Here is a 24,030-nt window from a genome sequence, read left to right as displayed (position 1 = left end):
CAGCCAATTCGTATACCTAATTGACTTTATAACAAAAACTTAATAAAGAAGAAGAAAATTACCTGTTGATCTTTTGTTTATTTATCCACTTCACATATTCCCTTTTATTTGCATTGTGCTGGGAAAGCGTTTTGGCGAATTTGTGATATCCGAAATTCTGGACATCAGCTACAAAGTAAAGATAGTCGTGGTCCTCATAGTTGAGTACTGCGTCAATTGAAGAGATATCGGGCATAGTAATTGGCCCGGGAGGTAGATCTTTATACAAATAGGTATTATAAGGAGAATCCAAGGTGAGGTCCTTATATAGCACTCTTTTAATGATGGTGTCAAAGTTCTGCAAGCGATCCTTAAGAGCATAAATTACTGTAGGATCGGCATCGAGTTTCATTCCTCTTTTAAGACGGTTCATGTAGACGCCGGCAACACGTTTTCTTTCATCTACTTTTGCTGTTTCCTTCTGTACTATAGATGCCAGCACCATAACTTCGGAAGGAGTAAGGCCTATTTCTTCAGCTTTTTTAAGGCGGGTCTCGTTCCAAAAGCGTGTACTCTCCCGCTGCATGCGGTCCCTGAATTCTTCCGCGGAAGTATTCCAGAAGAATTCATATTTATTGGGAATATACATTTCCAAAGCTGTCCTTTCGTTAAGATCATTAGCAACCAAAAATGTCGAATCTTTCATAGTTTCCAGAAGCTGTGTACTGTCTGCCTCGATTTGAACGGCGATCCTGCCGGCCAGATCTTCTAAGCGTTCCTGGTTATTGAAGGTTACCCACACCGGAACGTTTCGACTTCTTAAGGTGTTGATGATCTCATTATTGCTCATCCCTTTTTTCAGAATATACCGGCCCGCCTTGACATTGGTGGTATACCCTTTCTTACCCGCTACCAGGTCGAACTCCTTTAAGTCGTCCAGCAAAGGCTCCAACAACTGCCTCACTTCAGGATAGGTGGCATCTGTCGGAATTAATACTTCCGCTTTTTCTTCTGAAAATGTAGTATTCGGAAGAAAGATCACGTCGTATATATAATATGAGAAGATCGCCAATCCAACTATTCCCAAAAGGGCAATGGCAACTAATATTTTTTTAATGTACATTTTTGTCGATCAATTGATAGATGAGCTCATCTTTATAAGTTCCATTCACGCGGATCCAATCTTTTTTTTGTCCGGTACAAACAAAACCCGCTTTTTCAAAAAGTAATTTACTTGAGGTGTTATCAGCTCCTACGTGGGCATATACCTGATGGAGGCCCAAATGAGTAAAGGAATATTTACACATCAACTGTAGGGCTTCAAAACCAAAACCTTTTTTCCTGCTGTTTTTATTGATCACAATTATTCCCAAGGCCGCGCGCCGATGTTTGGGATCAAAATCAAAAAGGTCAATAAATCCTGCAGGGGAATCGTCACCTGCTTCACAGATCACCAGCCGTAATTGTTTTACCTCATAAAGGTCTTTATGAGCGTTCTCAAGATACTGTCCTAAAACAAAACGGGAATAAGGCGTACTGTTGCAGCTTACTTCCCAGAATTCCTCATCATTCTCGACAGAGTATAGAAAATCAAGGTCATCTGGCTCAAGCGCTCGCAGATATACTTTCTCTCCCTTTAGTGTTAACATGAAATACTGCCTTTAAATACCATTTTTGCAGGTCCTGTAAGCCAGATATTTTGGAATCCGTTCTCCCCAGGCTCAAAGGAAACAGCCAATTGCCCCCCCGGTGTTTGAAGGTGAATCGTTTTTTCTGAAGCCTTACCGGTAGCATAGGCAGCCAGGGCTACAGCAGTTACTCCCGTACCACAGGAAAGGGTTTCTGCCTCCACTCCTCTTTCAAAGGTGCGCACTTTAAAAGTAGCTTCATCCAGATATTCTACAAAATTGACGTTGGTCCCGTTAATGCTTTTATAGTTCTCCGAATTTCTAATAGCTGCTCCCTCCTTCTCCACATCTGTTCCATCTACATCTTTTGTAAAAATAACGTGATGAGGAGACCCGGTATTGAGAAATACCGCTTCAGGTTTCTCTTCTATTCTTTCAACATCTGACATTTTGAGACCAACTAATTCATTTTGCAGTACTGCTTCATGCACTCCGTCTATAGCTGTAAAGACAGCTTTTTCATTTATAATGTCAAGAAAATGGGCAAAAGCAACAATACATCTTCCACCGTTACCGCACATACTACTTTCCCTGCCATCTGCGTTAAAATAGACCATTTTAAAATCATCAGTTGGCACCTCAGAATTTTCCAGAAGAATAAGTCCGTCAGCACCTATGCCAAATTTTCGGTCACATAGCTGCTTGATGAGATTGGTATTGTTTTTGGATAATACCTGTGAACGGTTATCTACCATTACAAAGTCATTTCCGGTTCCCTGATATTTGTAAAATGAAAGCTCCATCAGCTAAATTTTAAGGGACCAAAGATACAATAAAAGCCAGAAATGATGAGCCGTTAAGATGTTGTAAATAGGAACAGAATATATACGACAACAATAGAATCAAATGTTTAACCATAAACTCACTCATTAGAAAAATGAAAAAAATAGTCAGTTTAGTCATGGTTTCTATGCTTGGTGGTTTTCTTTCTTTGGGAAGTTATTTGATCTTTTTTGATGAAGAACTTATCATAGTGGAAGACACCAGCGGGATTCCCGAATACACTCCTGTCAACTTTAATAAAAGAATGGCGGAATCTTCTATGGCCGATTTTACCGAGGCCGCCAATAAATCTGTCCATGCCGTAGTGCACGTGAAGAACATGGCAGTTACCAGGAATCCTTTTTCCTCCAGAACCGGTATGGCTTTGCAAGGGACAGGTTCCGGAGTGATCATTTCGCCGGACGGATATATCGTAACCAATAACCACGTAATTCAGAATGCCAATAAGTTACAGGTGACCCTGAACAACAATCAAAATTACATGGCAAAAGTCATCGGGTCTGATCCCAAGACCGATATTGCTTTATTGAAAATTGATGCAGAAGATCTCGATTACCTGCCTTTCGGAAATTCTAATAATGCTCAGATCGGGGAATGGGTACTCGCTGTAGGTAACCCTTTTAACCTTACCTCTACTGTTACGGCCGGAATTATCAGTGCCAAATCACGTGACCTTGGTATGGACGCCAATGTCTCTTCCTTTATTCAGACAGATGCGGCTATCAATCCCGGGAATAGCGGTGGTGCTCTTGTGAATATACATGGAGAACTCATAGGTATCAATACTGCCATTACTTCTCAAACCGGAAGCTATGTTGGTTATGCCTTTGCAGTGCCCTCCAACAATGCCCGTAAGATCGTGGAGGACATTCTCGAATTTGGGGATGTGCAACAGGGAATTCTTGGTATTAGAGGTTTACAGGCGGGTAAATTACCTGCAGAAATGGAAGTAGATGTTTCAGAAGGAGTTTATGTGAGCGAGGTAGAAGCAGGTAGTGGCGCCGAAAAAGCCGGTATTAAATCCGGAGATATCATCAACCAGATAGATAATGTGGAGATAAGGAAGTTTTCAGATCTTTCAGGGTACATAGGGTCTAAGCGTCCCGATGATGTAGTCAAAGTAAAGGTACTTAGAAATGGAAATGAAAAGACCCTTAACGTACGCCTAACTAAATATGAAGTTTACCAGATCAAAGAAATAGGCCTGGAAGTTTCCAACGCCACAGCTGAAGAACTGAAGAAAAGTAAGGTTGAGAACGGAGTGAAGATCACCCGCGGATTGACTCCTCAAATGCAGTCTGAACAATTGTACGGAACAATAATTACCGAAATAGACAATGTTCCCGTGCGAAATATAAACGATGTTCAGCGTATCCTCTCCAGAAGAGATGCTTCTGACCCAATCAGCGTCACATTCGTGAACCCCAATGGAGAAAAGCAAAAATATGTATGGAGGTAAACTCCTGAAAAAAGCTATTTTTAAAGCTCATTCCTGCCCTTTTTCAAGGGCAGGTTTTTTTTGTTCAAATACTTTTACGAAAACGTTTGAAATATATATTTTTGCAGCGATTTATAACAAACAACACACTTTGTAAAAATGAACTCAAACGAAGTTTACGAAAAAGAATTAGCCTTTCAGGCAGACAGGCGTCGTGCGGCGGTGCAGTTTATCAAAACTATCAGTGACCTTTGGTATGATAAATCCATAGAACTGGTACTGTTTAGAAACCAGCTTATTGATCGCAACGTGAGTGACATTCTTGATCTGCACGAATACGCAGGGGAATTTGTTCAAAAACCAATTTCAATTTTTGATTCCGTAGAGATCGCAGAGGCTATTAAAACGTTGGATTTCCCTCCGGCTAAGCTGGATATTGGAAAACTCACCTATGAGTATCACCTGGAAGATCAAAAATATGCCAATGCCACCGCATTTGTATCTGACAAACTGAAAGAAGCTAAGCAGTGTGATGAAGTTACTCCAAAGGATGTTGTTCTTTATGGCTTCGGAAGGATTGGTCGTCTGTTAGCGAGAGAGCTTATGACCAGAACGGGGAAAGGAAGTCAATTGAGACTTAGAGCCGTGGTGACACGTGGTAAAATAGACCAGACGGTGCTTGAAAAAAGAGCTTCCCTGTTGAAGAATGACTCTGTTCACGGAGATTTTTCAGGAACCGTAGCAATAAATATTGAAAAGCAGTGCCTGGTGATCAATGGTACTACTGTTCATATGATCTCTGCCGATAATCCGGAAGAAATAGATTATACTGAATATGGGATTAAAGATGCACTCATCATTGACAACACCGGAGCATTTAGAGATGAGGAAGCATTAAAAAGACACCTCACTTCCAAAGGTGCAAGCAAAGTGTTGCTCACCGCCCCCGGAAAAGGGATTCCAAATATTGTACACGGGGTGAACCACCTGGAATACAATCCGGATGAACTTTCCATTTTTTCTGCTGCTTCCTGTACTACCAACGCCATTACTCCTGTCCTAAAAGCGGTTCAGGATTCTTTGGGAGTAGTTCACGGGCACCTGGAAACCATCCATGCCTATACCAATGACCAGAATCTGGTTGATAATATGCACAAGAAATATCGACGAGGCCGTGCAGCTGCCCTCAATATGGTGATCACTGAAACCGGTGCAGGAAAAGCAGTTTCTAAAGCACTTCCAATTTTTGAAGGCAAACTTACTTCCAACGCGATCAGGGTTCCGGTTCCTAATGGTTCTCTGGCCATTCTTAACCTGGAATTGGAAAACCCAACTTCTAAAGAAGGTATCAACGAGATCATCAAAAAATATGCTTTAGAAGGAGATCTTGTTGAACAGATCAAATATTCCCTGGATAATGAACTGGTGTCTTCAGACATTGTTGGTTCGGCCCAACCTTCCATTTATGACAGTAATGCCACTATTGTAACCGAAGATGGGAAAAACGTCGTCCTTTATGTATGGTACGACAATGAATATGGATACAGCCATCAGGTGATCAGACTGGCAAAATACCTTGCAAAAGTAAGGAGATACACCTACTATTAGTAGATCAAAAAAATTATTTCAAACCCACCTCACGAGGTGGGTTTTTTATTAGTAGTTTTGCACTCGCTAAAAGTTCGGGTGCAGAAAAACAGCAAGTTAGGTGCTGAAAAAAAAATGAAAAAGCTTTACAATAACATCTGCCGGTACCCGTTTTGGAAGTGAAAAAAAAAGAAAAACTATGAAAAAAACTTTATTCTCTACGCTCCTCATTCTATTTATGACCTCTATGGCTTTTGCGCAGGTTTCTGCGGAAACTACCATTGACGAAAAGTTTTCTGAACTTATCACCAACTCCAACAATTTTAAGGGGTATAAAGTGGTAGATTCAGATGAGTTATCAAAACTCCAGGATCTTACCTCAAAAAGAATTGCCGAACTAAAGGCAGAGATCGCAAGCGGAAAAGAAGCAGCTCAGGCTCAAAAAGAAAAGATCGGAAAATTAAAAGCTGATCTTGACATCTTTGAAGCAAAGCTAAACGAGGTAACTTCAGAAAAGGATTCAATTACCTTTTTAGGTATGCCTTTCAGCAAAGCATCTTATCAATCCATCATGTGGGGAATCGTTGGAGTGTTGGTGCTTGCCCTTGCATTGTTTGTTTACCGTTTTAAAAAGAGCGACATCCATACCCAGGAAGCCAGAAAGAATCTCGAAGAGTTGGAAAAAGAATTTGAGGCTTACCGCGCCAAATCTTTGGAAAAAGAACAAAGGTTGGGCAGACTTTTACAGGACGAAAAGAACAAGCAGCTTAAGCTCGCTAAATAGACCTTTTCGAAAGCTAATAATTGGACTATAGTTAAAGGAGTGGTACTTTTGCCACTCCTAATACTTATATTTCTCCACCATGCGAATTGACATTATTACAGTAGTTCCGGATATTCTTAAAAGTCCGTTCGAGGCCTCTATTTTAAAACGGGCCATCGAAAAAGGACTGGTTGAGATCCATCTTCACAACCTTAGGGATTACGTAACTGATAATTACAAACAGGTGGATGATTACCAGTTTGGCGGTGGCGCCGGAATGGTGATGATGATCGAACCTATAGATAAATGCATCTCTGCACTTAAGGCCGAAAGGGATTATGACGAAGTGATCTACATGACCCCCGATGGAATGACGCTTAAGCAGGGAACTGCCAATGAACTATCCCTTAAAAAGAATCTGATCATTCTTTGCGGGCATTACAAAGGGGTTGATCAACGGGTGCGGGAACATTTTGTTACCAGGGAGATCTCTGTGGGAGACTATGTGCTTTCGGGAGGGGAGCTTGGCGCAGCTGTGCTCTGTGACGCAGTGATCAGGTTGTTACCCGGAGTTTTGGGAAATGAGACCTCTGCCCTCACCGATTCCTTTCAGGACAATTTGTTAGCTCCGCCTATTTACACGCGCCCAGCCGAATACAAAGGCTGGAAAGTACCTGAAATTCTCACTTCCGGCAATTTTCCGAAGATCGAAGAATGGCGGGAAGAAAAAGCATACGAGCGCACCAAAAGATTGCGCCCCGATCTGCTTGAGAATGAGGATGAATAAAAACCTCATTTTAGAGTACACAGATCAAAAAAAATTTATAATTTTGCACTCGTTTCTAGATCAACCTCTGGCGAAAACCGTGAATGTTGCTTTAGACTTTATTTTTAAACCATATCAAACATGGAATCGTTAGTTAAATTTGTACAGGACGAGTTTGTTACAAAAAAGGAATTCCCTGAATTTGCAGCCGGGGATACCATCACTGTGTATTATGAAATTACAGAGGGTGCTAAAACCCGTACTCAGTTCTTTCGTGGTGTTGTAATCCAAAAAAGAGGGACAGGTGCTTCTCAAACTTTTACAATCCGTAAAATGAGTGGTACAGTTGGAGTTGAACGTATCTTCCCATTGAACCTTCCTGCTCTTCAAAAAATTGAAGTCAACAAGCGTGGTAAAGTACGTAGAGCTAGAATTTACTACTTTAGAGAACTTACAGGTAAAAAAGCCCGTATCAAAGAAAGAAGAAGATAATCTGATTCCCAGATATTCTTTAATAAAAAGCCTCAGTTTTGAGGCTTTTTTTATTTCAAAATTTTAGGAAAAATTTCACTCTAATTACCTGAATTCCATTTGCATACGTGCTATTAAGTTCGTATATTGAAGTATGAATTTTAAAGGTAAAAGATGTCGCAAGGAATCTTTCTTTAAATTCATGTAGAGCAAAGTTCTTTACATATGGTTTTATCATTTTGAACAACAATATGTTCTTAAAAGAACATAGTTGGTTTAATTCGGTAAAAACCCTTTGGAACAATTTACAAACACTCTTTTGGGACATGTAAATTGTTCCCGATGAAGTAGCAACTTGCTTTAAGATGATGAAAAGTCTTAGTAAGGATGTAAAAGTCCAGCAAGAAAAAGTTATTTCATCAGAAGCCATTTCATTATTCTTATAGTGAAATGGCTTTTTTTGTATTCCCTTACCCCGACTCCAACCTGCCACAGCCCTGTTATGATAAAAGCTTTAAAAATGGTAAATTGCACGAACTTTCAAAAAAATTAAAATCCACTATATGACACGAAACACCAAGATTATCTATACCAAAACCGATGAAGCTCCGGCCCTGGCCACTTATTCCCTCCTGCCCATCGTACAGTCATTTACTAATCCCGCCAATGTGGAACTTGAAACCCGGGATATTTCTCTTGCAGGCCGTATACTGGCCCAATTCCCTGAAAAACTTACTGCTAACCAAAAAGTCTCTGATGACCTGGCCGAACTTGGTGACCTCGCAAAGACCCCGGAAGCCAATATTATTAAGCTTCCCAACATTAGTGCTTCCATTCCTCAGTTAAAAGCCGCAATAGAAGAACTTCAGAAAAAAGGTTATTCCCTTCCAAATTATCCTGATGAACCTAAGACAGCCGAAGAAAAAGAGATCAAGTCAAAATATGATAAAGTAAAAGGAAGTGCTGTAAACCCTGTGCTTCGGGAAGGAAACTCAGACAGACGTGCTCCAAAAGCGGTCAAGAATTATGCAAGAAAGCATCCGCATTCCATGGGAAAATGGAACTCTGATTCTAAAACCCATGTAGCAACCATGGGAAAAAATGACTTCTATTCCAATGAAAAATCGGTGACCCTGGCGAAGGATACTGATGTAAAGATCCAGCTGAGAAATACTGCCGGAGACACAACAGTACTTAAAGAGAGTTTTCACCTGCTTAAAGGCGAGATCATCGACGGTACTTTCATGAGTAAAAAAGCACTGGTAGAATTCCTTGAAGAACAGGTGAAAGATGCTAAAGATAAAGGTGTTCTTTTCTCTGTACACCTTAAGGCAACCATGATGAAGGTATCAGACCCTATTATCTTCGGTCATGCTGTAAAAGCCTTTTTTAGTGATGTATTTGAAAAATATTCCGAAGAACTTGAGAAAGCCGGCGCAGATGCCAATAGCGGATTGGGAGATGTGTTGAGCGCCATCAAATCCCTTCCGGCAGACAAAAGAGAAGAGATCGAGACAGCAATTAAAGCTGATCTTGCTGATGGGCCGGATATCGCAATGGTGAATTCCGATAAAGGAATTACAAACCTTCACGTGCCAAGTGATGTGATCATTGACGCTTCTATGCCTGCAATGATTAGAACTTCAGGAAAAATGTGGAATGCAGAAGGCAAACCTCAGGATGCCAAGGCTATTATTCCGGACAGCAGTTATGCAGGAGTTTATGAAAAGACTATAGAATTTTGCAAGAAGCATGGTGCTTTTGATCCAACTACAATGGGAACGGTTCCTAACGTGGGATTAATGGCACAAAAAGCTGAAGAATATGGTTCTCACGACAAGACCTTTGAAATTCAGGAAGACGGAGTAGTGCAGGTAATTACTTCTGAAGGGGACGTATTGATCGAGCACAAGGTTGAAAAAGGAGATATCTGGAGAATGTGCCAGGTTAAAGATGCTCCAATCAGAGATTGGGTTAAACTCGCAGTAAAACGGGCCAAAGCAACCGGATCCCCAGCAATTTTCTGGTTAGATAAAAACCGCGCCCACGATTCAGAACTCATTAAGAAAGTAAATGAGTATCTAAAAGATGAAGATACTGAAGGACTTGATATCAGGATCATGTCTCCAGAAGAAGCGACCCAATTTACCCTGGAACGTTTGAAAAAAGGAGAAGATACCATTTCTGTAACCGGAAACGTATTGAGAGATTACCTGACAGACCTCTTCCCTATTCTGGAACTTGGTACCAGTGCGAAAATGTTATCTATTGTTCCACTTATGAACGGAGGTGGATTGTTTGAAACCGGAGCCGGTGGTTCGGCCCCAAAACACGTGCAGCAGTTCGTGGAAGAAGGACATTTACGCTGGGATTCCCTCGGGGAATTTTTAGCACTGGCAGTTTCCCTGGAACACCTGGGTGAAAAATACGGAAACAAAAAAGCCCTTGTCCTGGCAGATGCTTTAGACAAAGCAACAGAGGAATTCCTTGAAACAAATAAATCTCCTTCGCGTAAGGTGAATGAGTTGGATAACCGCGGAAGTCATTATTATCTTGCACTATATTGGGCCGAAGCCCTTGCTGAGCAAAATGAGGATGAAGAACTAAAATCACATTTCTCAAAAGTGGCAAAAGATCTAAAGGATAATGAAGACAAGATCCTTGAAGAGCTATTGGATGCCCAGGGATCTCCTGTAGACATTGGAGGTTACTACCATCCTGAAGAGGAAAAAGTATCCCGCGCTATGCGTCCAAGTGAGACTTTGAACAGTATCATTAATAGATAGAGATAGTTTTCTGTCACAAGTAAAAGCCTGCTTAATAGATAAGCAGGCTTTTTTTTGTTATTACTATAGAAAAAATAAATACTTTTGCCTTAAATAAATTCCCTCAGTTATGACCATTACCCAATTGCACTACGTTTTAGCAGTTGCAGAGCATCAAAACTTTACCAAAGCTGCTCAAAAAGTCTTTGTTACTCAACCTACTTTGAGTATGCAGATCCAGAAACTGGAAGACGAACTGGACGTATTGATCTTTGACAGGAGTAAAAAGCCTATAGAGCTTACAGAAACAGGAAAAAAGATCGTTCAGCAGGCAAGAAATATCGTAAATGAAAGTGACAGGATCAAAGATATAGTAGACCAGCAAAAAGGCTTTGTTGGGGGACTTTTCCGCCTTGGGGTGATCCCCACAATCATGCCCACTTTACTACCAATGTTCCTCAATACGTTTATCAAGAAATATCCAAAGGTAAAACTGAAGATTGAAGAGCTTCATACTGAAGCGATCATTGAAAAGTTACAGGACGGGCACCTGGATGCCGCAATTGCAGCCACTCCTCTTGAAATACCAAATATTAAAGAGCAGGTCTTATATTATGAACCCTTTGTAGGATACATCCCCCAGGGCCACCGACTATCTTCAAAAGGTAAGTTGGAAGCAGACGATCTTGATCTTTCCGATATTTTACTGTTGGAAGACGGTCATTGTTTCAAAGATGGAATATTAAACCTTTGTAAAGCAACAAGAAATTCAGAAGATGAACGCTTTCAGCTGGAAAGCGGAAGTTTTGAAACCATGATCAAACTGGCAAATGAAGGTTTGGGAATGACACTTTTACCTTATTTGCACACTTTAGACATCAAAGACACGGAGCAAAGGAACCTCAAAATGTTTAATGAACCATCTCCGGCACGGGAGGTAAGCCTTATCTACAACAAAAGTGAACTAAAAATGCAGATCATTGAAGCTCTGCGTTCCACAATTTCCGGAGTAATAAAAGGAGCTATTGCTTTTCAGAATGTGAAAATAATTAGTCCCCTACCTCAAAACAGAAACTAAAAAAAGGCGGCTTTTTCAAGCCGCCTTTTCTATTTTAAGGATTAAGATAAATTAAACATTGGTTAAGTTGAGGGTTCTGCCTGATCAAAGTAAAAATGTACAGCTTTAATTCTTCGATCTCGTAGGGTAGTAATCGTTGAAGGGCCTTTTTTACTTCTTTGCAGAACAGCGTGACATCAAAACTTACTTTATCAAGCACGGTTTTGGTGTACTCAAACATTGCTCTCGCCATAGTTCATTATTGATTTATTAGTAACCTTGGTTAGAATGGGTAGAACTTTTTCTATAGGCTTTCATGTTTGGATTAAACTGTTTAAAAATAATGAAAAAACTTGATTCAATCCAGAAGAAGAAGCAGATTTAACAGTGTTAAAATCTGTTATCCCCACTCAACATATCACCCAAACCTCCTAAGATACTTCCTTCGCCTTTGTCCTTACCTCCACCCTGCGGAGCTGCTGCAAATACCCTGCTGGCGAGTCTGCTAAATGGCAGCGACTGGATAAAAACCGTACCTGGACCGGTAAGGGTTGCGTAGAACAGACCTTCTCCTCCAAAAAGGCTGTTTTTAATACCTCCTATAAATTCAATATTGTAATCAACATCCTGTGTAAACCCGATAATGCAGCCTGTATCTACCTTCAGTTTTTCCCCCGGAGCCAATACTTTTTTAGCTGTTGTTCCTCCCGAATGTACAAATGCCATTCCGTCACCTTCCAGTTTCTGCATTATAAAACCTTCTCCCCCAAAAAAACCACGACCCAGCTTACGGCTGAATTCAACTCCAATTGACACTCCTTTTGCGGCACATAAGAATGCATCTTTCTGACAGATGAATTTTCCACGGTACTCGGAAAGATCCAACGCTATTACCTTTCCAGGGTAAGGAGAAGCAAAACTGATCTTTTTCTTGCCACTTCCTTCATTTGAAAAAATGGTCATAAAAAGGCTTTCCCCCGTAAGAAGCCGTTTCCCGGCTCCCAGGACCTTACCCAGGAATCCTTCAGTTTGTTTACTTCCGTCCCCAAAGATGGTGTCCATCTTAATGCCGTTATCCATCATCATAAAATTACCGGCTTCGGCAATCACCGCTTCCTGTGGATCCAGTTCCAGTTCCACATATTGCATTTCTTCTCCAAAGATCTCGTAGTCAATTTCGTGTGCGTTCATTGTTGTATGCTTTAAGTTATCCTATTTATTCTTTTGAGCTTTTAGTTTAATGGTCCATTCAAATTCAAAAGTAGCCACCTCTTGCCCCTGCTCATTTACCCCGGTGGATGTCATCCAGAAAGTCTGTCCTTCTCCAGATTCTACAGCGGCTTTAATTTTATCATTGATCAGGTTCCCGTCCTTACAGGTAAAAGTGATCTTTCCTGTAGCTTTTTTGGTGAATCGGGCTCGGTTCTGGGCCACCAACATAGAAATCTTTGCTCCACTTTCCTGAATTCCCGCCATCACTAAAGCACCGGTACTAAGTTCTGCTGCCATTGCCTGTACGGCAAAATAAAGGGAATTAAAAGGGTTCTGGTTGATCCATGAATGCTTTACCCCTGTTACGCAATGGGTTCCATCTATGGCTTTAACCCTTACCCCACAAAGCCAGGCACTGGGCAACTTGAACATTAAAAAAGAATTGAGTTTACCGGTGGTAAGTTTCATGTAGCTGTTGATTTTCATTAAAAGTATTCAAAATAAGTAAGACTCAGAAATGTTAAATTTTATCTTAAAATAAAAAAATATAGTACTTTGCTTTGCATAATACCATCTTTAAGATATATATTTGTATTAGAAAATGGAATTGAATTCCTTTATTATGTTTCATCAGCTAATAAACAAACGGTATTCAAGCCTGATAAAAAATAGCTAACACACCTTTTTATCAGCAACAACTAAATCATCAAAACAATCAAAAAATGACCACAGAAGTAACAAATCCAGACAAAACAGTAGCAGCTTTTATTCACCTGTCTACTTTTTCATGTGTCTTTCTACCGTTCGGGAATTTTATACTTCCTCTTATATTCTGGACGGCTAAGAAAAATGATCCTTTCGTGAATGAGCACGGGAAACAGGCATTGAATTTTCAGATCAGTCTTTTTCTTTATTTCGTCTTCCTCCTAGTACTGGGAGTTGCCGGAGTTATTCTGATAGGACTAAATCTTAGCATAGATGAACCCTTCTACTTTAATGATCATTTCATGCAGGTAGGAAGTCCGCGAGAGGCTATGCCTATGATCATTTATGCCTTAGTAATGGGCTTCTTTATCCTTGCCCTTGTTGCACTTGACATCTACGCTGTTATTTCTGCTACCATAAAAGCAGGAGAAGGCGAATTATATAAATATCCATTAACCATCAATTTTCTCACTCCGGCCTCATCATCCGGATCAAATCAATCAAAAAATGAACAGTTTAACAACACTCAAAACCAAACGCTATGAAGATTGAAAACACAAAGGCTCAAATGCGAAAAGGGGTTCTCGAGTACTGCATTCTTTCGGTATTGAAGGACAATGACGCGTATGTAGCCGAAATTCTTGATACCCTCAAGGGCGCGAAGTTGCTGGTAGTGGAAGGAACTATTTATCCTCTGCTTACCCGATTAAAAAATGCAGGACTGCTCAACTATCGCTGGGAAGAATCCACCAGTGGGCCACCAAGAAAATATTACGGACTCACCGAGACCGGCAAAATATTTCTAAAAGAGTTGACCCACACCTGGGATGAACTGCAAACAGCAGTAACTATTGTAACCACCCAAAAATCTAAAAATCATGAATAAGACAGTAAATATAAACCTTGCCGGCATATTCTTTCATATTGATGAAGATGCTTATGCCAAGTTGCAACATTATCTGGAAGCAATAAAACGATCTTTGACCAATACAAACGGCCGCGATGAGATCATTCATGATATTGAGGCCCGTATTGCTGAATTATTTGGAGAAAAAATCAAGAATGAGCGCCAGGTGATCAGCGTTCGTGAAGTTGAAGAGGTGATCGCCGTAATGGGACAGCCCGAAGATTACATGCTCGATGAGGAGATCTTTGAAGATGAACCTGCATATACCGGTTCAACAGGTAAAAAGCTGTTTCGCGACACTGAGAATTCTTATGTTGGAGGTGTATCTTCCGGTTTGGGTCATTACCTGGGCATAAGCGCTGTATGGTTGCGTCTCGCCTGGATCCTGTTGACGATCTTTTCAACCGGAGCTTTCATTCTTATCTATATCGCTCTGTGGATCTTTGTACCCGAAGCCAAAACAACTGCCGATAAACTTGCCATGCGGGGGGAGCCGGTTACCATCAGCAATATCGAGCGCAAGATACGCGAGGGATTTGATGATGTTTCAGGAAAGGTAAAAGACATAGATTACCAGAAGTATGGCTATAAAGCAAAGTCCGGAGCCAGTTCAGCGGCCACTGCAGTTGGTGACGGGGTAATGTTCTTATTGAGCCTGTTCGTAAAGTTCATAGGAGTACTCTTGCTTCTAATCGCCGGAAGTACCCTGATCGCTTTATTTATAGGACTCTTCTCTATTGGAACCTTCGGAATTATTGAAGCTCCGTGGACAGACTATGTAGACCTGGTAGGCCCGGGATCAGATAATATCTGGATCATATCACTGCTGGCATTTTTTGCCGTGGGGATCCCGTTCTTCTTCCTTTTTATTCTGGGATTAAAGATCCTGGTGAAAAAGTTGAAATCTATCGGACGTACCGCAAAACTGGTTCTGCTGGGACTTTGGATAATCTCTGTTTTGGGTCTTATTTTCTTCGGAATAAAACAGGCTACAGAAAGAGCTTTTGACGGGGAAGTAGTAATTACTGAAACTCTTCCGGTAAGGTCGAATGATACCCTTTATGTAAGCATGAAAGGAAACCCAAGCCTTAATTCAACCCCATACCGCAGCGGGAGTTTTAACTACTCCTATGACGATAATGACCGAAAGGTATTGTGGTCTCAGGATATTCGGTTGATCGTAAAATCTACAGCAGATTCTGTAGGAAGAATGGAGATCCTTAAGACTGCGGAAGGTAAGAACTATGAAGAAGCGCGTGCAAGGGCTGAAAAGATCAATTATACAACTAGTTTTTCAGGAAATGAACTACACCTGGGAGGTCAGCTTACCACAGATCCGGTGAATAAATACCGCGACCAGGAAGTACAGGTCACTTTATTCCTTCCGGTAGGTTCAGTGCTCTATGCAGCTGACAATACTTATAGCTTCCACAGAAATTCTGATTGGTACAATGATATCCTTGAGAATGGTGACGAAGAGCAGTACCTGTTGATCACGCAAGATGGAACCCAATGTTTGGATTGCCCTGCAGAGGAAGAAGATCCATGGGAGGACAGCTCTGATGATGATTGGGACACTTCAGAAGACGATGAATTCAACGCCCGCCTGGATGTTAATGGGGACGAGATCAACGTCAAGATCAACAAAAAAGGGATCAGGGTCGAAGATGGAAAAAGACAAAGAGAACAAGAGGTTGACACATCGACCTTTTAAAAAGAGAATATTATGAGTGTGCTTTATGAAGTTTTAGTAGCTACCCTTTTCTCCTTTATGCTTAGTCAACACCAGGCAGAACCTCAAAAGGAAGATCAGGTAAAAGTGAAGGTTGAGGAGGTGGCAGAAAAACCTGCAACACCTTGCAAGACCAAAAAACCCGAGTAAGAAAAAGGCTGTTGAAAACAGCCTTTTTTAATACCCTATAATCAGCACGGTGATTTTCTTAACAATGTATTACCTTAAAGTTTCATCAATCCTATATCTTTGACGAAGTTTTATAAAAAAAAAGGATATAATGAGTCTATTCAATACTGGTGATGAACATCAGCAGTTGGTCCAATCCAAAGAACTTTACCAAAAAATTTTCCACAAATCATTCCGCCCTGCCATTATTCATGATATGTACTTCAATATTCTTGATGTTAATGAAAAGGTACTTGAAGAATTTGGTTACTCCCGGGAAGAAATGCTGAGCTTACAGATCTTTGACCTTCATACCACGTGTGAATTAGAGCATTCTTTAGATGTGCTGAAAGAAATGAAAGAGGCAGACAATTTGGATGTACTTACAAAATTCAAGCGCAAAGACGGCTCTGTTTTTACTGCCAAGGCATCACCATGTAAGATCAATCTTGAACGAACTTCTCTTATCCACGTTCATTTTGAAGATATTGCGGATTATCAGGAAGAAGCATCTAAATAAAAATCTCACGGTTTAAACCAAGTGATAAAAAAAGGCTGTCTATGACAGCCTTTTTTGTTCTTTTAGTAGATCAGACTACTTATTTGGCTGTAACTTCTTCTTTAGTTTCAACTGCCGCCAGGTAACGTTCAGCATCCAACGCTGCCATACAACCGGTTCCGGCTGCAGTTATCGCCTGCCTGTATTCTTTATCCTGGACATCTCCTGAAGCGAATACTCCGGGAATGTTGGTCTTAGTTGACTTGCCCTGGGTTACAATATACCCGGTGCTGTCCATATCTATCTGCCCTTTAAAGATCTCTGTGTTTGGCTTATGACCAATCGCGATGAAAAGTCCGGTGATCTCGATCTCTTCTTTTTCTCCGGTTTGATTATTCACCATCCTTAAGCCCTCAACTACCTGCTCTCCCAGTACCTCATCTACTTCAGTATTAAATCGAAGGTCAATATTCTTGGTGTTCATTACCCGGTGTTGCATGGCTTTTGATGCACGCAGTTCATCCCTGCGCACCAGCATGGTCACCTTTGTACAAATATTTGCCAGGTAGGTAGCCTCTTCAGCAGCGGTATCACCTCCACCTACTATTGCCACGTCCTGACCTTTATAGAAGAATCCGTCGCAAACAGCACAGGCCGAAACTCCACCGCCCCTAAGACGCTGCTCACTTGGAAGACCCAGGTATTTTGCAGTAGCCCCTGTAGATATGATCACAGTTTCAGCTTCGATCCAGGTAGAGTTATCTACACAGGCTTTATGAATTCCTCCTACTTCCTTACTGAATTCCACTTCGGTTACCATTCCTATTCTTACCTGCGTTCCAAATCTCTCGGCTTGCTTTTGAAGATCGATCATCATGGCAGGACCGTCCACTCCTTCGGGATAGCCCGGGAAGTTATCAACTTCGGTAGTGGTGGTCAATTGTCCACCGGGTTCAAGACCGGTGTACATTACTGGTTTCATATCGGCACGGGCAGCATAGATTGCTGCTGTATATCCGGCTGGTCCGGAGCCTATTATAAGACACTTAACTCGTTCAGTTTTATCGCTCATTTTTATATCGTTTTCGTATTGTAAAAGTAGTAACTTAAATTAAAAACTTACAATTTTAGAATATTCATTTACTATGCCGGTGTAAGGAATAGCTTTTAATCTTCAGCTGATATTTTTGCAGGTTCACTTTTACTTCTACCTTTGAAAAATGATCGAACTCTCCCTGTTCAACATTTTGGACCTGCTGGGAACTATTGCCTTCGCAATTTCCGGAGCCCTCTCTGCGATGAATCGCCGGCTGGACCTGTTTGGGATCTTCATAATAGCTTTCGTCACTGCAATTGGCGGGGGAACCATGCGTGATGTATTGATTGGAAGTACTCCCGTAACCTGGATGGAGAACATAATTTACATCTACTTAATAGGAGTGGTAACAATCTTTGCCATCATCTTTAGATACAAGCTCGATCATTTAAAACGATCCCTTTTTCTGTTTGACACCATCGGCCTGGGGGTATTTACAATTACCGGGGTGGAAATGGGTGTCCAAAATAATCTTAATCCAATTATCTCTATTGCATTGGGAGCCATGACCGGAACTTTCGGCGGAGTTATCAGGGATATACTTTGTAATGAGATCCCGGTGATCTTTAGAAAGGAGATCTATGCAACCGCATGTATCATTGGTGGGTTAGCTTTTGTACTGCTACATGAACTGGAAGTAAGTACCAATATTATTTACGTGGTCACCACCCTGACCGTGATCGTTATTAGGTTGGTAGTTGTAAAATATCACATTTCCCTTCCTTCCTTTTATCTTTCTTCCTCGGCCAACTCAGATCCTCACTAGAATACCTGCCAAAAAGGGCATTTTTAGAGCCTGTTTTCTTCGGAAGAATATTTCTTCAGTTAAATGTTTCTAAAGACTGTAACATATTGCTAATCAAACAGTCTATTATATAAAGAGGTTAATTAAACAGCTTCTTTTAATTCATCAATCACAATCAAGGAGTATTAACTTAAATTTTAATGCTATGAAACGTTTAAAACTGTTGTCAATAGTCTTTGCAATTTCTATGAGTATTGCAATGTATGCCCGCCCAATCGAAAAATTTGAAGACATGAACTCCATTTCTTCTGAAATTGAAAAATTATTAGAAACCGGAGATTATGACTTAAAAGAAGGAGCTACCATTACTATTTTCTTTTCCATTTCTGAAGAAGATACCATCCAGTGCCTTTCTGTTGCATCATCTTGTGAAGAAGTAAATTCCCTCCTAAAGGAAAAACTGGAAAATCAACTCTTAATGGGAGATGACTGGAGAAAAGGGAAAATTTATGAACTCTCTGTGGAAACTCCTGTAAAATCCGGCCTTTGTGCTCATTCTTAATGCGGAAGCTTCTTCCGAAGCAATCCATAAAGAAATGCCCCCAGCACAGCTCCCAATAATACCACCCAAATCGAAACATATCCCGCGCCTATCAGCGTGTAGATAGGCCCGGGACATGCCCCCGCCAAAGCCCAGCCAAGGCCGAAAATAATTCCTCCGAAAAAGTACTTTTTAAAGCCTCTTTCTTTTGAGGCTATTTTTATGGGATCTCCAAAAAAGGATCTTACCTTCTTTCTTTTGATGAACTGCACTCCGACTATTCCAGCCAATAAAGCAGAACCTATGATTCCATACATGTGAAAAGAATCGAATTGAAACATTTCATAGATCCTGAACCAGGATGCCGCTTCAGATTTGTACATCACGATCCCGAAGAAAGTTCCAATCAGTAAATATCCGAGTACTCTCATATTAAAATATTAAAGGAAATATAAGGTGCACCATCACCAGCCCACCAATAAAAAACCCAACCACCGCGATGAGGGAAGGTAACTGAAGATTGCTCAATCCGGAGATAGCATGACCAGAAGTACATCCCCCGGCATATCGTGCTCCAAATCCTATTAGTAAACCACCCATTAAGAGAAGAAAAAGGGATCCGGGCTCTGTCAGAGCACCAAGACTAAACAGTCTTTCAGGAAGGTATGCTTCTCCCGCACTTTCAAAGCCTAAATTTTCGAGGCTTTCAACAGTTTCAGAAGAAATAGCCACCGCCTCACTTTCCGACAAGAAATGCGCTCCTATGAATCCGCCAAAGGCAGCACCCAGGATCACGAGGAGATTCCATCTGTTGGCCCTCCAATCAAAATTAAAGTAATCACTTTTTTTTCCGGCCCCGCAAATGGCGCACATGGTCTCCAGGTTAGAAGACATTCCGAAGCGTTTTCCCATCATGAGAAGCAGGAACATTACCAGCGCGATCAACGGACCCGAAACATACCAGGGCCACGGCTGCAGAAGAATTTCCATAGCAATTATTTTTCTGCAAAGATACCTTAACAGGACCAAAAGATCCTGTTTAGTATGATCAAGAATTCAGATGATACTATCGTTTAAGAGAATAGAATTAGTTAGAAGCTGAACTACAGCGGAATATTACCATGCTTTCTGTCAATTCGAAGCACTTGTTTATTCTCCAGCATACTGAAGGCTTTTAAAAGTTTTCTGCGGGTCTCCCGCGGCTGAATGACCTCATCAATGAATCCGCGCTGGGCAGCTTTGAACGGATTGGCAAACTTCTCGGCATACTCTGCTTCCTTTTCAGAAAGTTTTACCTCTGGATCTTCTGCCGCCTGGATCTCTTTCCGAAAAATGATCTCACTGGCTCCCTTTGCTCCCATTACAGCAATTTCAGCTGTTGGCCAGGCGAAGTTGAGATCAGCTCCAATGTGTTTCGAGTTCATTACGTCATAAGCTCCTCCATAGGCTTTCCGCGTGATCACTGTCACCCGTGGGACTGTAGCTTCACTCAGTGCGTATAACAATTTAGCTCCGTTAAGGATGATCCCGTTCCATTCCTGATCGGTCCCCGGAAGGAATCCCGGCACATCCACCAATACCAGCAACGGAATATTGAAGCAGTCGCAAAAACGGGTAAAACGGGCGGCCTTTTTTGAAGAATCCACATCCAGAACCCCTGCAAGGCTCATAGGCTGGTTTGCGACAATTCCAATGCTCCTGCCACCAAGCCTGGCAAAACCTACAATAATATTATCAGCATAGTCTTTATGGATCTCAAAAAAGCTGTCTTCATCGATAATTCCTGTGATCACCTCATGCATGTCATAAGGTTTACTGGAACTTGCCGGTACGATATCTTCGAGCTCATCGCGCATTTCATCTCCCAAACTATAATCTCGTTTGTTCGCAGTTTCCTTGTTGTTCTGAGGCAAATAACTGAGCAATGTCTTGATCTCTTCAAGGCAGGCAAGGTCATTGGCTGCGGTAAGATGGGTAACCCCAGATTTAGTCGAGTGCGTGCTGGCTCCTCCCAACTCTTCTGAAGTAACTTCCTCATTGGTTACCGTCTTCACCACGTTTGGACCGGTAACAAACATATAACTGGTGTCCTGCACCATCAGCGTAAAATCGGTCATGGCAGGAGAATAAACTGCTCCCCCGGCACATGGTCCCATAATTGCCGAGATCTGCGGAATTACCCCTGAAGCCTGCACATTCCGGTAAAAGATATCAGCATATCCTCCCAAAGAACGAACCCCTTCCTGTATTCTCGCTCCCCCGGAGTCATTCAATCCAATTATAGGTGCTCCTACTTTCATGGCGTGATCCATTACTTTACAGATCTTTTCGGCATGGGTTTCAGAAAGTGAGCCTCCAAAAACGGTAAAATCCTGGGCAAATACGTAAACGAGTCGGTCATTGATGGTCCCGTAGCCGGTGACGACGCCGTCTCCAAAATACTGTTGATCTGCCATTCCGAAGTCAGTAGTACGGTGGGTAACAAGGATCCCTATCTCTTCAAAAGATCCCTCATCCAAAAGGTAATCTACCCGCTCCCGGGCGGTCAGCTTTTTCTTTTCGTGCTGTTTTGCGATTCGTTTTTCACCACCTCCTTTGAGGGCTTCAGATATTTTTTCCTGTAACTTCTCTTTATTTTGGCTCATGTTTATTCTTCTGAAGTTAATTTATTGGTTGGGCAATCTAAGTTGTTGCTGATCCTGCAGGTACTGCTTCAGGGCCACAAGTGCAGCAAGTTCTGCTTCGCGACGGGTCTGATCCTGCAGTTTTTCTACGGAATAGTACTTCTTTACAAAATGGGTGTCAAAGTTTCCGCTGCGGAAGGCTTCATGTTCAAAAACAAATTTTCCGAAGGGAAGGGTTGTGCTTACACCCTTCACCTCATAATCATCAATAGCATTGATCATTAACTGAATTGCTTCTTCCCGTGTCTTTCCGTATGTCACAAGTTTAGCTAACATAGGATCGTAATAGATGGGCACTTCCATTCCTTCCTCAAAGCCGTCATCCAACCGGATGCCCGGCCCTGATGGGCCACGATATCTTTCTAAAGTTCCAACACTCGGCATAAAATCGGCCAGCGGATCTTCGGCATACACCCTCAGCTCCACCGCATGTCCGGTGATCTTGAGATCATCCTGTGAAAATTGCAGTTTCTCTCCTTCGGCGATTCTTATTTGTTGTTCCACGAGGTCGATTCCGGTAATCAGTTCGGTCACCGGGTGCTCTACCTGCAGGCGGGTATTCATTTCCAAAAAATAGAAATTCCGGTGCTCATCCATCAGGAATTCTACCGTCCCGGCACCCACATAATCACAGGCTTTCGCCACTTTTACCGCGGCTTCTCCCATCTTTTTTCTCAGCTCCTCAGTAAGTATGGCTGAGGGTGCTTCTTCCACTACCTTTTGGTGGCGCCGCTGAATGCTGCACTCCCTCTCAAAAAGATGTAAATAATTGCCATGTTTGTCTGAAAGCACCTGTATCTCTATGTGCCTTGGGGAACCTATATATTTTTCAATGAAAACAGAACCGTCTCCAAACGCAGATTCAGCTTCGCTGATCGCACGCTTCATCTGGTCCTCCAGTTCCTTTTCTTTTTCGACTATTCGCATTCCTTTTCCGCCACCTCCGGCAGAGGCTTTGATGAGGATTGGGAAACCTATTTCAGCTGCTATCTTCTTTGCTTTTTCAGGATCGGTAATGGCCTCATCTATCCCCGGCACCATGGGAATATCATAATCCTTCACTGCATCCTTGGCCGCCAGTTTACTTCCCATGATCCTGATAGCTTTTGAACCCGGGCCTATCCAGGTGAGGCCGTTCTTTTCCACTTTTTCGGCGAAATCGGCGTTTTCGCTCAGGAATCCGTAGCCGGGATGAATCCCGTCAACTCCCAGCTCTTTGGCGACCTCAATGATCTTATCCCCTTTCAGGTAAGACTGATTGGAAGGTGCCTCCCCGATCAAAACTGCTTCATCGGCAAATTTCACGTGCGGAGCATTACGGTCAACAGTAGAATAGACAGCTACCGTTTTAATACCCATTTTCTGTGCAGTTTTCATGACCCGCAGTGCAATCTCACCCCGGTTAGCAACCAATATCTTTTTCATCTAATAATTTTTTGGAAAGTGTATCTTCAAAAATGGCAATAATGAACCTCTTTTTGGTTCTATTCCATTTCTATCAATAACTCGTTCTTATCTACGGTGTCGCCCTTTTTTACGCTGATCGATTTAACTACCCCATCCCGTGGAGCCGTTAAGGTGTTTTCCATTTTCATAGCTTCCAGGACTAAAAGGTAATCTCCCTCCTTCACCTCACTTCCGGCTTCAACATTCACATCCAGGATCAACCCGGGCATTGGAGCTTTAATATCCTTGATGACGTTGGCTGCAGCCAGGCTAAGCCCCATCTCTTCGATCAACAGGTCCAGTTCATTGGATATTTTCACCTCATAGGTGTTGGAGTTGATCTTGACAGTATAAGTTTTATTTAAAAAATCCTTTTTTCGAAATCCGGCGGAATATGATACGTGGTCCTTTAGAATATGAAAAGAATCGGAAGATTTTTTTTGTGTATCAAGTGCAGATATTTGTTCTCTTGAAAAGGAGAATTCCATATCTCCATTTACGATAACTTTATATTTTTGATCCATATATGGAGTTTTTTACCGCTTTTTTGTAAATATAAAAAATTATTGAGTGGTTTTTCTGAAGATTATCTAAAACAAAAAAGGTTGCCTCAATGGCAACCTTTTTTGTTCATCCTCTCCTCAAGATCTCCTGAAGATCGGGTGGAATGGGCATCGGCCTCAGGGGAGGCACGTTAGCACCTCCGGTATTTCCCACCGGGATCTTGCCCACAAATGATTTTACCCCTCCAACAAGTAACCTGGGTATCTGTCCCAACACCTCCTTGAAATCACGAATAATAAATCCGAATTTCAACATTAAAAGGTGTGCATAGGTATGTTCCAGCGGATAAGCCTGTCCCAGCACATGGGCCCGCTCCAGGTGAAACCATGCATGAACATAGTTCCCCGCTCGAAGGCAGGTTCTGTACTGCACCAGCTCCCGTAAAAAATAGTACCGGGTACGTAACGGAATGTGGGTGTTGAATTTCATTGGAT

At 41.8% G+C, this 24,030-nt stretch carries 27 protein-coding genes; 14 read left to right on the top strand and 13 right to left on the bottom strand.

Annotated elements, in window-relative coordinates:
* Window positions 1–58: 58 nt before the first annotated feature.
* From mltG to dapF, 3 genes are read right to left on the bottom strand one after another with little or no spacing between them, the layout of a single operon-like run.
* Entirely contained in the window at window positions 59–1,102 is a 1,044-nt protein-coding gene (gene mltG, locus ACNORC_RS08315; RefSeq protein ID WP_418335161.1) for an endolytic transglycosylase MltG, read from the bottom strand.
* Entirely contained in the window at window positions 1,092–1,628 is a 537-nt protein-coding gene (locus ACNORC_RS08310) for a GNAT family N-acetyltransferase (protein ID WP_418335160.1), read from the bottom strand. The genes mltG and ACNORC_RS08310 overlap by 11 nt, the downstream gene beginning before the upstream one ends.
* Window positions 1,622–2,410, bottom strand: coding sequence for a diaminopimelate epimerase (gene dapF, locus ACNORC_RS08305; protein WP_418335159.1), 789 nt, complete (start codon window positions 2,408–2,410; stop codon window positions 1,622–1,624). Before dapF ends, ACNORC_RS08310 begins: the two co-directional genes overlap by 7 nt.
* Before the next feature lie 134 nt (window positions 2,411–2,544).
* On the opposite strand from dapF, the gene ACNORC_RS08300 reads away from it, so the two are divergent.
* The 7 genes from ACNORC_RS08300 (at window position 2,545) to ACNORC_RS08270 (ending at window position 11,318) form a co-directional block, all read left to right on the top strand.
* Window positions 2,545–3,909 carry a trypsin-like peptidase domain-containing protein gene (locus ACNORC_RS08300; RefSeq protein ID WP_418335158.1) on the top strand — a complete coding sequence of 455 codons (1,365 nt, stop codon included), beginning with the start codon at window positions 2,545–2,547 and terminating at the stop codon, window positions 3,907–3,909.
* Window positions 3,910–4,047: 138 nt separating this feature from the next.
* Window positions 4,048–5,496: a glyceraldehyde-3-phosphate dehydrogenase gene (locus tag ACNORC_RS08295; RefSeq protein ID WP_418335157.1), complete on the top strand. Its 1,449-nt coding sequence runs from the start codon at window positions 4,048–4,050 to the stop codon at window positions 5,494–5,496.
* A 178-nt stretch (window positions 5,497–5,674) separates the two neighbouring features.
* A complete protein-coding gene (locus ACNORC_RS08290) occupies window positions 5,675–6,259 on the top strand; it encodes a hypothetical protein (RefSeq protein WP_418335156.1) in 585 nt (194 codons plus the stop codon).
* 79 nt (window positions 6,260–6,338) lie between these two features.
* Window positions 6,339–7,025, top strand: a complete 687-nt coding sequence (trmD, locus tag ACNORC_RS08285) for a tRNA (guanosine(37)-N1)-methyltransferase TrmD (protein WP_418335155.1) — start codon at window positions 6,339–6,341, stop codon at window positions 7,023–7,025.
* Window positions 7,026–7,145: 120 nt separating this feature from the next.
* Window positions 7,146–7,496: a 50S ribosomal protein L19 gene (gene rplS, locus ACNORC_RS08280; protein ID WP_418335154.1), complete on the top strand. Its 351-nt coding sequence runs from the start codon at window positions 7,146–7,148 to the stop codon at window positions 7,494–7,496.
* 542 nt (window positions 7,497–8,038) lie between these two features.
* The gene (locus ACNORC_RS08275) at window positions 8,039–10,261 is read left to right on the top strand and encodes an NADP-dependent isocitrate dehydrogenase (protein WP_418335153.1); all 2,223 of its coding nucleotides are present in this window, start codon (window positions 8,039–8,041) and stop codon (window positions 10,259–10,261) included.
* A 109-nt stretch (window positions 10,262–10,370) separates the two neighbouring features.
* A complete protein-coding gene (locus ACNORC_RS08270; RefSeq protein WP_418335152.1) occupies window positions 10,371–11,318 on the top strand; it encodes a LysR family transcriptional regulator in 948 nt (315 codons plus the stop codon).
* Between the two features lie 34 nt (window positions 11,319–11,352).
* Here the strand turns inward: ACNORC_RS08270 and ACNORC_RS08265 are convergent, their stop codons facing one another.
* The 3 genes from ACNORC_RS08265 to ACNORC_RS08255 form a co-directional block, all read right to left on the bottom strand.
* Window positions 11,353–11,550: a hypothetical protein gene (locus ACNORC_RS08265; RefSeq protein WP_418335151.1), complete on the bottom strand. Its 198-nt coding sequence runs from the start codon at window positions 11,548–11,550 to the stop codon at window positions 11,353–11,355.
* Between the two features lie 137 nt (window positions 11,551–11,687).
* Complete coding sequence (locus tag ACNORC_RS08260; protein WP_418335150.1) at window positions 11,688–12,488, bottom strand: TIGR00266 family protein; 801 nt, start codon at window positions 12,486–12,488, stop codon at window positions 11,688–11,690.
* Window positions 12,489–12,509: 21 nt separating this feature from the next.
* Entirely contained in the window at window positions 12,510–12,977 is a 468-nt protein-coding gene (locus ACNORC_RS08255; protein ID WP_418335388.1) for a DUF4442 domain-containing protein, read from the bottom strand.
* A 254-nt stretch (window positions 12,978–13,231) separates the two neighbouring features.
* On the opposite strand from ACNORC_RS08255, the gene ACNORC_RS08250 reads away from it, so the two are divergent.
* The 5 genes from ACNORC_RS08250 to ACNORC_RS08230 all read left to right on the top strand — a co-directional run bounded on the left by ACNORC_RS08250 (window position 13,232) and on the right by ACNORC_RS08230 (window position 16,541).
* On the top strand, window positions 13,232–13,759 hold the full coding sequence (locus ACNORC_RS08250; protein WP_418335149.1) for a DUF4870 domain-containing protein: 528 nt from the start codon (window positions 13,232–13,234) through the stop codon (window positions 13,757–13,759).
* Window positions 13,756–14,100: a PadR family transcriptional regulator gene (locus ACNORC_RS08245; protein WP_418335148.1), complete on the top strand. Its 345-nt coding sequence runs from the start codon at window positions 13,756–13,758 to the stop codon at window positions 14,098–14,100. The genes ACNORC_RS08250 and ACNORC_RS08245 overlap by 4 nt, the downstream gene beginning before the upstream one ends.
* Window positions 14,093–15,835, top strand: a complete 1,743-nt coding sequence (locus ACNORC_RS08240) for a PspC domain-containing protein (protein ID WP_418335147.1) — start codon at window positions 14,093–14,095, stop codon at window positions 15,833–15,835. Before ACNORC_RS08245 ends, ACNORC_RS08240 begins: the two co-directional genes overlap by 8 nt.
* Window positions 15,836–15,847: 12 nt before the next feature.
* The gene (locus tag ACNORC_RS08235) at window positions 15,848–16,003 is read left to right on the top strand and encodes a hypothetical protein (RefSeq protein ID WP_418335146.1); all 156 of its coding nucleotides are present in this window, start codon (window positions 15,848–15,850) and stop codon (window positions 16,001–16,003) included.
* 130 nt (window positions 16,004–16,133) lie between these two features.
* A complete protein-coding gene (locus ACNORC_RS08230) occupies window positions 16,134–16,541 on the top strand; it encodes a PAS domain S-box protein (RefSeq protein WP_418335145.1) in 408 nt (135 codons plus the stop codon).
* Between the two features lie 79 nt (window positions 16,542–16,620).
* On the opposite strand, the gene trxB is transcribed toward ACNORC_RS08230, so the two are convergent.
* Window positions 16,621–17,592 carry a thioredoxin-disulfide reductase gene (gene trxB, locus ACNORC_RS08225; protein WP_418335144.1) on the bottom strand — a complete coding sequence of 324 codons (972 nt, stop codon included), beginning with the start codon at window positions 17,590–17,592 and terminating at the stop codon, window positions 16,621–16,623.
* A gap of 148 nt (window positions 17,593–17,740) precedes the next feature.
* On the opposite strand from trxB, the gene ACNORC_RS08220 reads away from it, so the two are divergent.
* A complete protein-coding gene (locus tag ACNORC_RS08220; protein WP_418335143.1) occupies window positions 17,741–18,382 on the top strand; it encodes a trimeric intracellular cation channel family protein in 642 nt (213 codons plus the stop codon).
* Between the two features lie 184 nt (window positions 18,383–18,566).
* Entirely contained in the window at window positions 18,567–18,923 is a 357-nt protein-coding gene (locus tag ACNORC_RS08215) for a hypothetical protein (RefSeq protein WP_418335142.1), read from the top strand.
* Here ACNORC_RS08215 and ACNORC_RS08210 read toward each other — a convergent pair.
* The 6 genes from ACNORC_RS08210 to ACNORC_RS08185 form a co-directional block, all read right to left on the bottom strand.
* Window positions 18,920–19,333: a DUF6691 family protein gene (locus ACNORC_RS08210; RefSeq protein ID WP_418335141.1), complete on the bottom strand. Its 414-nt coding sequence runs from the start codon at window positions 19,331–19,333 to the stop codon at window positions 18,920–18,922. The genes ACNORC_RS08215 and ACNORC_RS08210 overlap by 4 nt on opposite strands.
* A 1-nt stretch (window position 19,334) precedes the next feature.
* Window positions 19,335–19,892 carry a YeeE/YedE family protein gene (locus ACNORC_RS08205; RefSeq protein ID WP_418335140.1) on the bottom strand — a complete coding sequence of 186 codons (558 nt, stop codon included), beginning with the start codon at window positions 19,890–19,892 and terminating at the stop codon, window positions 19,335–19,337.
* A 113-nt stretch (window positions 19,893–20,005) separates the two neighbouring features.
* Window positions 20,006–21,547, bottom strand: coding sequence for an acyl-CoA carboxylase subunit beta (locus ACNORC_RS08200; protein ID WP_418335139.1), 1,542 nt, complete (start codon window positions 21,545–21,547; stop codon window positions 20,006–20,008).
* Between the two features lie 21 nt (window positions 21,548–21,568).
* Entirely contained in the window at window positions 21,569–23,011 is a 1,443-nt protein-coding gene (gene accC, locus ACNORC_RS08195) for an acetyl-CoA carboxylase biotin carboxylase subunit (protein ID WP_418335138.1), read from the bottom strand.
* Window positions 23,012–23,070: 59 nt separating this feature from the next.
* Window positions 23,071–23,556 carry an acyl-CoA carboxylase biotin carboxyl carrier protein subunit gene (locus tag ACNORC_RS08190; protein WP_418335137.1) on the bottom strand — a complete coding sequence of 162 codons (486 nt, stop codon included), beginning with the start codon at window positions 23,554–23,556 and terminating at the stop codon, window positions 23,071–23,073.
* A 106-nt stretch (window positions 23,557–23,662) separates the two neighbouring features.
* Entirely contained in the window at window positions 23,663–24,025 is a 363-nt protein-coding gene (locus ACNORC_RS08185; RefSeq protein ID WP_418335136.1) for a DUF3703 domain-containing protein, read from the bottom strand.
* Between the last annotated feature and the right edge of the window lie 5 nt (window positions 24,026–24,030).

Origin of the sequence: Salinimicrobium soli (assembly GCF_048323655.1) — a bacterium.
In the GTDB taxonomy this organism is placed as follows: domain Bacteria; phylum Bacteroidota; class Bacteroidia; order Flavobacteriales; family Flavobacteriaceae; genus Salinimicrobium; species Salinimicrobium soli.
This window is presented reverse-complemented; position numbering and strand designations above follow the sequence as displayed.

Coding starts and splice junctions, on each gene's coding strand:
- ACNORC_RS08275 (WP_418335153.1), top strand. CDS start 8,039: ATGACACGAAACACCAAGATTATCTATACCAAAACCGATGAAGCTCCG.
- ACNORC_RS08260 (WP_418335150.1), bottom strand. CDS start 12,488: ATGAACGCACACGAAATTGACTACGAGATCTTTGGAGAAGAAATGCAA.
- ACNORC_RS08295 (WP_418335157.1), top strand. CDS start 4,048: ATGAACTCAAACGAAGTTTACGAAAAAGAATTAGCCTTTCAGGCAGAC.
- trxB (WP_418335144.1), bottom strand. CDS start 17,592: ATGAGCGATAAAACTGAACGAGTTAAGTGTCTTATAATAGGCTCCGGA.
- mltG (WP_418335161.1), bottom strand. CDS start 1,102: ATGTACATTAAAAAAATATTAGTTGCCATTGCCCTTTTGGGAATAGTT.
- ACNORC_RS08240 (WP_418335147.1), top strand. CDS start 14,093: ATGAATAAGACAGTAAATATAAACCTTGCCGGCATATTCTTTCATATT.
- ACNORC_RS08190 (WP_418335137.1), bottom strand. CDS start 23,556: ATGGATCAAAAATATAAAGTTATCGTAAATGGAGATATGGAATTCTCC.
- ACNORC_RS08265 (WP_418335151.1), bottom strand. CDS start 11,550: ATGGCGAGAGCAATGTTTGAGTACACCAAAACCGTGCTTGATAAAGTA.
- ACNORC_RS08200 (WP_418335139.1), bottom strand. CDS start 21,547: ATGAGCCAAAATAAAGAGAAGTTACAGGAAAAAATATCTGAAGCCCTC.
- ACNORC_RS08230 (WP_418335145.1), top strand. CDS start 16,134: ATGAGTCTATTCAATACTGGTGATGAACATCAGCAGTTGGTCCAATCC.
- ACNORC_RS08250 (WP_418335149.1), top strand. CDS start 13,232: ATGACCACAGAAGTAACAAATCCAGACAAAACAGTAGCAGCTTTTATT.
- ACNORC_RS08215 (WP_418335142.1), top strand. CDS start 18,567: ATGAAACGTTTAAAACTGTTGTCAATAGTCTTTGCAATTTCTATGAGT.
- dapF (WP_418335159.1), bottom strand. CDS start 2,410: ATGGAGCTTTCATTTTACAAATATCAGGGAACCGGAAATGACTTTGTA.
- ACNORC_RS08270 (WP_418335152.1), top strand. CDS start 10,371: ATGACCATTACCCAATTGCACTACGTTTTAGCAGTTGCAGAGCATCAA.
- ACNORC_RS08290 (WP_418335156.1), top strand. CDS start 5,675: ATGAAAAAAACTTTATTCTCTACGCTCCTCATTCTATTTATGACCTCT.
- accC (WP_418335138.1), bottom strand. CDS start 23,011: ATGAAAAAGATATTGGTTGCTAACCGGGGTGAGATTGCACTGCGGGTC.
- ACNORC_RS08205 (WP_418335140.1), bottom strand. CDS start 19,892: ATGGAAATTCTTCTGCAGCCGTGGCCCTGGTATGTTTCGGGTCCGTTG.
- ACNORC_RS08300 (WP_418335158.1), top strand. CDS start 2,545: ATGAAAAAAATAGTCAGTTTAGTCATGGTTTCTATGCTTGGTGGTTTT.
- ACNORC_RS08235 (WP_418335146.1), top strand. CDS start 15,848: ATGAGTGTGCTTTATGAAGTTTTAGTAGCTACCCTTTTCTCCTTTATG.
- rplS (WP_418335154.1), top strand. CDS start 7,146: ATGGAATCGTTAGTTAAATTTGTACAGGACGAGTTTGTTACAAAAAAG.
- ACNORC_RS08245 (WP_418335148.1), top strand. CDS start 13,756: ATGAAGATTGAAAACACAAAGGCTCAAATGCGAAAAGGGGTTCTCGAG.
- ACNORC_RS08255 (WP_418335388.1), bottom strand. CDS start 12,977: ATGAAACTTACCACCGGTAAACTCAATTCTTTTTTAATGTTCAAGTTG.
- ACNORC_RS08210 (WP_418335141.1), bottom strand. CDS start 19,333: ATGAGAGTACTCGGATATTTACTGATTGGAACTTTCTTCGGGATCGTG.
- trmD (WP_418335155.1), top strand. CDS start 6,339: ATGCGAATTGACATTATTACAGTAGTTCCGGATATTCTTAAAAGTCCG.
- ACNORC_RS08220 (WP_418335143.1), top strand. CDS start 17,741: ATGATCGAACTCTCCCTGTTCAACATTTTGGACCTGCTGGGAACTATT.
- ACNORC_RS08185 (WP_418335136.1), bottom strand. CDS start 24,025: ATGAAATTCAACACCCACATTCCGTTACGTACCCGGTACTATTTTTTA.
- ACNORC_RS08310 (WP_418335160.1), bottom strand. CDS start 1,628: ATGTTAACACTAAAGGGAGAGAAAGTATATCTGCGAGCGCTTGAGCCA.